Below are 5,324 nucleotides of genomic sequence, written 5' to 3'. Positions count from 1 at the left end.
CGGCCCTGCGGGTCGCCGCCGGCCCGGGGGCCGAGCCCGCGGCGGACCTCGACCTGGACGCCGACGTGCCGCTGGCGCGGGCGGTCCGGGAGAACACGGTCGTCCAGGACGGTACGGCCGTGTGCGTGCCGCTGCGGTACGGCGACGGCGGGGCGTTCGGGGCTCTGGAGGTGCGCTGGTCCGGGCCGGTGGTCGACGGCGGTCGTCCGCAGGGGCTGCTGGACACGGTGGCCGGGCTGTGCGGCCAGGCGTTGCAGCGGGCCGAGCTGGCCGACTCGGCGCAGGCCATGGCCGCGTTCGCCGCCCGGCTGAGCGTGACCCGGTCGACGGCCGAGGCGATCGAGGTGATCCTCACCGCGGCGCCGATCGCGGTCGGCGCGGTGCTGCCCGGCCTGGCGATGCGGGAGGAGGGGCGTCGGGTCCGGCTCTGGTACAACGGCGTGCCGTCCAGCCTGTCGGCGACCTTCGCCGACCTCACCATCGACGACCCCCGGCCGATCGCCACCGCGCTGCGCACCGGCGAGCGCATCGTCCTCACCGACCGGGCGGAGTTCGTGCGGCGTTTTCCCGGGCTGCCCGACCCGGTGGGGCGGCACGGGCTGGTGACCACGGTCGCGTTGCCGCTGCTGGACGCACGGCGCCGGCCGATCGCCGCCCTGGGCTTCGGGTGGCGGCGGCAGCGGCCCCTGCGCGAGGGCGACCTGGCGCTGCTGGACACCGTCGCCGACCTGTGCGAGCAGACCCTGGAGCGGGTCCGGCTGGCCGCTGCCGAGCACAACCTGGTCACCCGTCTGGCGGGGCGGCTGCGCACGTCGAACCGGTCCACGCCGGCGGGGTTGCGGGTGGCCACCCGGTACACGCCGGCGATGAGCGGGCTGCACCTGGGCGGCGACTGGCACGACCTGGTCGACCTCGACGGTGACGGCCTGGCGGTGGTGGTCGGTGACGTGGTCGGGCACCGGGTCGAGGCGGCCGCGGACATGGCCCAGATCCGTACGGTGGTCAACACGCTGATCCGGCTCGGGGTGCCGCTGGGCGAGGTGTTCCCCCGGTTGACCGACCTGCTCGGGGTGGGCTTCCTCGGCACCTGCCTGGCGATGACGGTCGACCCGGTGGCGGGCCGGGTCAGCGTGGCCCGGGTGGGGCATCCGCACCCGGTGCTGGTGCGCCCGGGACGGCCACCGGAGCGGGTGCACACCGCCAACGCCCTGCCGTTGGGGCTGGTCCGCGAGCCGGTGCCCGTCACCACCCTGCCGTTCGGCGTGGGCGACCTGCTCGTGGCGTACACCGACGGGCTGGTGGAGCGGCGCAACCAGGCGTACGACGAGGGGGTGGCGGCGCTGCACGCGGTGGTCGACGCTCACCGCGACGCGCCGGTGGAGGCGATCGCCGACGCGGTGATGGCCGAGTTGGCCGGCTCGGAGGACGACCAGGCCCTGGTGGTCATCCGGCACGTGGGCTGACCGACCGGCGCCGGGGCGCGTACCTGGCTAGATTGGCCGCTGAGGACCACCGACAGGAATGAGGACACCAGGCGATGGCAGTCGACGCCGGCAAGCAACCCGCGAAGGCCTCCGGGACGTACCGGATCGGCGGCGACCTGCAGGTCGACCGGCTCGGCTACGGGGCCATGCAGATCACCGGTCCCGGGGTGTGGGGCGACCCGAAGGACCCGGCCGAGGCGGTACGGGTCCTGCGTCGGGCGGTCGAGCTGGGCGTGACCTTCATCGACACCGCCGACTCGTACGGACCCTTCGTCAGCGAGATGCTGATCAAGGAGGCTCTCCACCCGTACGCCGACGACATCGTCATCGCGACCAAGGCCGGCCTGACCCGCTCGGGCCCGGGTGACTGGCGGCCGGTGGGTCGGCCGGAGTACCTGCGTCAGCAGTGCGAGCTGAGCCTGCGCCACCTCGGCCTCGACACCATCGGGCTCTACCAGCTGCACCGGATCGACCCGCAGGTGCCGCTGGCCGACCAGCTCGGCGAGCTGGCGCTGCTCCAGCAGGAGGGCAAGATCCGGCACATCGGCCTGTCCGAGGTGTCCGTGGAGGAGATCGACGCCGCCCGGAAGATCACCCCGATCGTGTCCGTGCAGAACCTCTACAACCTCGCCGACCGCAGCGCCGAGGACGTCGTCGACCACTGCGAACGCACCGACCTCGCGTTCATCCCGTGGTTCCCGATCGCCACCGGCAACCTGGCCCGGCCGGGCGGCCCGCTGGACGCCATCAGCACCGAGCACGGCGCGACGCCCGCGCAGCTCGCCCTGGCGTGGCTGCTGCGCCGCTCGCCGGTCATGCTCCCCATCCCGGGTACCTCGTCGGTGGCGCACCTGGAGGAGAACGTGGCCGCCGCCGAGGTGGAGCTGACCGACTCCGAGTACGAGGCGCTCTCCCGGGCCGCCTGATCCTGGTCACAGGGCGGGCGGCCGGCACCATGCCGGCCGCCCGCTGACGATCGCCTCAGAGCGCGAAGCAGTTCGGTCGGATCGTCGAGTCGGCGAGCGCCTGCCGGACCACGCTGTACGTGGTGCCGTCGAGCACCAGCCCGAGGTGTCCGACAACCCGCAGCGGGCACCACGACTGGATCAGCACGTTTGTCGCGCCGTCCGCGAGCGAGGCGTTGCCCACCGGCCGGACCAGCTCGTCCTGGAGGGTGCGCACGGCCGTGTACCGCACCGCGCCCGGCGTGTCGTCACCGGAGTTGAGGTCGGCGAGGAAGGCCGAACCGATCGTCATCTGCTGGCAGGCGACGATGCCCACGCAGCTGCCCAGGCCGAGGAACGCCACCAGGTTGGCGACGTAGGTGCCGTACTGCGGGGAGCCGAGGCTGACGTAGCGGCCGACGGAGCCGGTGCCGCCGAGCCGTTTGAGGTAGTACCGCGACACCAGCCCGCCCTCGGAGTGCGCGACCACGTCCACGGTGGCGGCACCGGTCGCGGCGCGCACCTGGCCGACGTACGTGGCGAGGGCGCGGGCGGAGGTGGGGATGTCACCGAGCCCGAGGTTGGGCAACTGGTAGATCCACACCCGGTAGCCGTCGGCCCGCAGCCGTGCGGCGAGGGGCTCGTAGACGGCGGCGATGCCGCTGAGCCCGCCGACCACGATCACGGTACGTCCGGCGGCGGCGGTCTGGACGGTCGCCGCGGGGTCGGCCTGGACGGTCGCGGCGGGGTCGGGCGGTGCGGGGGCCGCGACGGCGGTGGAGGGGACGAGCAGGATGGCGAGGGCCGCGAGGGTGGCGGCGACGGCGGTCTTTCGGAGCAGCATGGCTGCACCTCCGGTGGGAGGTACCCGGCGAGCCGGGAGTGGTGGGTGGGGTGTCCGATCGACCGGTGCGACGATGATGCGGGTAACAATCCGGAAACGTCAATGGAAAGTTACGCGCGGGTAACCCGTTGTTCCACCGTGGGCGCAAACCGGCATTTCGCACGCGCTCGGTCCACTGAGGAGATTGGTCGACACCGGAGGGCCTTGCGCAGCAACGGATCGGGACCCCGGCGGCCCTGCGTCGGTGGCATGCTGTGGACCGTGCAGGGGACACCGCCATCCGACCACCAGCTCCGGGTGATGCCGTGGTGGCTCGTCCTGATCGGGCTGCTGCTCGCCGCCGCGCTCGGCTGGTGGGTGCTCGACTGGCTCCTCGGTGAGGCCGACCGGGCCGCCCAGCCGGACACCCGCGCCACACTGCGCATCGACGCCATCCGCACCGGATTGACCGTGGTCGCCGGCACCGGCGGGGGCCTCGCGCTGCTGCTCGCCGCGCGCCGGCAGTGGATCAGCGAACGGGCGCAACGCCACCAGGAGGCCGTCGCCGCCCACGACCAGGCGCACCGGGAACGCGTACAGGCACACGCCGAGTCGGTCGCCGAGGCCGGCCAGCGGCACCAGGAGCAGCAGGCCGCCGCCGCCGAGCACGACGCCGCCGAGCGCCGGCTCACCGAGCTCTACACCCGGGCCGTGGAGCTGCTCGGCAACGACAACGCCGCCGTACGCCTGGGCGGCCTGCACGCCCTGGAGCGGCTCGGCCAGGACAACCCGGCGCAGCGTACGACGATCGTGGCGGTGCTCTGCGCGTACCTGCGGATGACGCCGCCGGACGACGACGCGCGCGAGACGGAGGTCCGGCGCACCGCGCAGCGGGTCCTGACCCGGCACCTGCGTGCGGACGGCGACGGGTGGTGGCCCGGGGTGACCCTGGACCTCACCGGGGCCCGGCTGGACGGCTTCGACGCCAGCGGTTGCACCCTCGTCGACGCCGACCTGACCGGCGCGGTCTGCGTCGGCGTCACCCGCTTCACGGGCGCGACCGTGCGCGGGAGGCTGACGCTCCGGGCGACGTTCGACGAACTGCTCCTGGACGACCTCACCGGCGACGGGGAGGTCGTGCTCGACGGCGCCCGGACCGCCCGCACCAGCTTCGACGGCGCCGACCTCGGCGGTGCGCTGTCCTGCCGGGGGGCCACCTTCGTCCGGGTGACCTTCCGAGGCACCACGTTCCACCAGCCGGCCACCTTCGACGCGGCCCGCGTGCAGGACAGCGCCACGTTCCGCGAGGCGGTCTTCCTCGGCGGACTGTCGATGGAGCACACGGTGTTCGGTGGGTACGCCGGCTTCCGGCAGGCCCGGTTCGCCGACATGGCGCTGTTCCGCTGGACCGAGTTCGGCGGGGAGACGTGGTTCGAGCGGACCCGCTTCGAGGGCGCGGCGAACTTCGGGCGGGCCCGGTTCGGTGGTCCGGTCAGCTTCGACGGGGCCACGTTCGCCCGTCCGGTCCTGGTGGACCAGGCGCGGGCGATGGCGGGGGCGCCGCACGCCTGGCCGGAGGGAGTGACCCCGGAGCGGCTCGACGGCGACTGGCTGCTGCTGACCGACCGCTGACGACGCGCACCGCGGTACGGCCCAGGTGCGGGCGTCGTCAACGGAGAGAGCGGAACAGCACCAGGTACCCGCAGTACGCCAGGGGTACCAGCGCGAAGCAGATCAGGATCCCCAGGGGGACGTAGCGCGGTGGCGTGCCGGCGACGACGGCCGGCCGGCCCCAGCGCCCGAGGATCAGCCAGCCGGCGATCAGCGACACGGCGGGCAGCCCGGCGCACATCCACGCGTACAGCGTCCCGAGGTCGACCACCCCCACCCCGGACGCCACGACGAGGACCAGCATGAGCACGACGCCGACCGCCGCGCATCCGGCGTACACGGCGACCGCCCGGGCCATCGGTGACCAAAGGTCATCGCCGCCATCACCACCGAGGTGACGAAGACCAAGCGGCTCACCGGCATCGCCGACGTCAAGGACCTCACCGACCGGGAGAACGGCAC

General features: G+C 73.7%; 4 protein-coding genes and 1 pseudogene. 3 read left to right on the top strand and 2 right to left on the bottom strand.

Annotation, left to right across the window (positions count from 1 at the left end):
* On the top strand, positions 1 to 1,463 hold a 1,463-nt coding region (locus AB0I76_RS21675), incomplete at its 5' end, for a GAF domain-containing SpoIIE family protein phosphatase (RefSeq protein ID WP_357038292.1).
* A 74-nt stretch (positions 1,464 to 1,537) separates the two neighbouring features.
* A complete protein-coding gene (locus AB0I76_RS21670) occupies positions 1,538 to 2,410 on the top strand; it encodes an aldo/keto reductase (RefSeq protein WP_357038290.1) in 873 nt (290 codons plus the stop codon).
* Positions 2,411 to 2,465: 55 nt separating this feature from the next.
* On the opposite strand, the gene AB0I76_RS21665 is transcribed toward AB0I76_RS21670, so the two are convergent.
* Positions 2,466 to 3,272, bottom strand: coding sequence for an alpha/beta fold hydrolase (locus AB0I76_RS21665; RefSeq protein WP_357038287.1), 807 nt, complete (start codon positions 3,270 to 3,272; stop codon positions 2,466 to 2,468).
* Positions 3,273 to 3,533: 261 nt separating this feature from the next.
* Between AB0I76_RS21665 and AB0I76_RS21660 the strand changes: the two genes are divergently transcribed.
* A complete protein-coding gene (locus AB0I76_RS21660) occupies positions 3,534 to 4,883 on the top strand; it encodes a pentapeptide repeat-containing protein (protein ID WP_357038284.1) in 1,350 nt (449 codons plus the stop codon).
* A gap of 37 nt (positions 4,884 to 4,920) precedes the next feature.
* Here AB0I76_RS21660 and AB0I76_RS21655 read toward each other — a convergent pair.
* Positions 4,921 to 5,324 (bottom strand): annotated as a pseudogene (locus AB0I76_RS21655) (hypothetical protein); the annotation flags it as partial.

The organism is Micromonospora sp. NPDC049799 (assembly GCF_040656655.1).
Classification (GTDB): domain Bacteria; phylum Actinomycetota; class Actinomycetes; order Mycobacteriales; family Micromonosporaceae; genus Micromonospora.
This window is presented reverse-complemented; position numbering and strand designations above follow the sequence as displayed.

What these genes read in the sequence shown, in the direction of transcription:
- AB0I76_RS21670 (WP_357038290.1), top strand. Translation starts at nt 1,538, where the DNA reads ATGGCAGTCGACGCCGGCAAGCAACCCGCGAAGGCCTCCGGGACGTAC.
- AB0I76_RS21665 (WP_357038287.1), bottom strand. Translation starts at nt 3,272, where the DNA reads ATGCTGCTCCGAAAGACCGCCGTCGCCGCCACCCTCGCGGCCCTCGCC.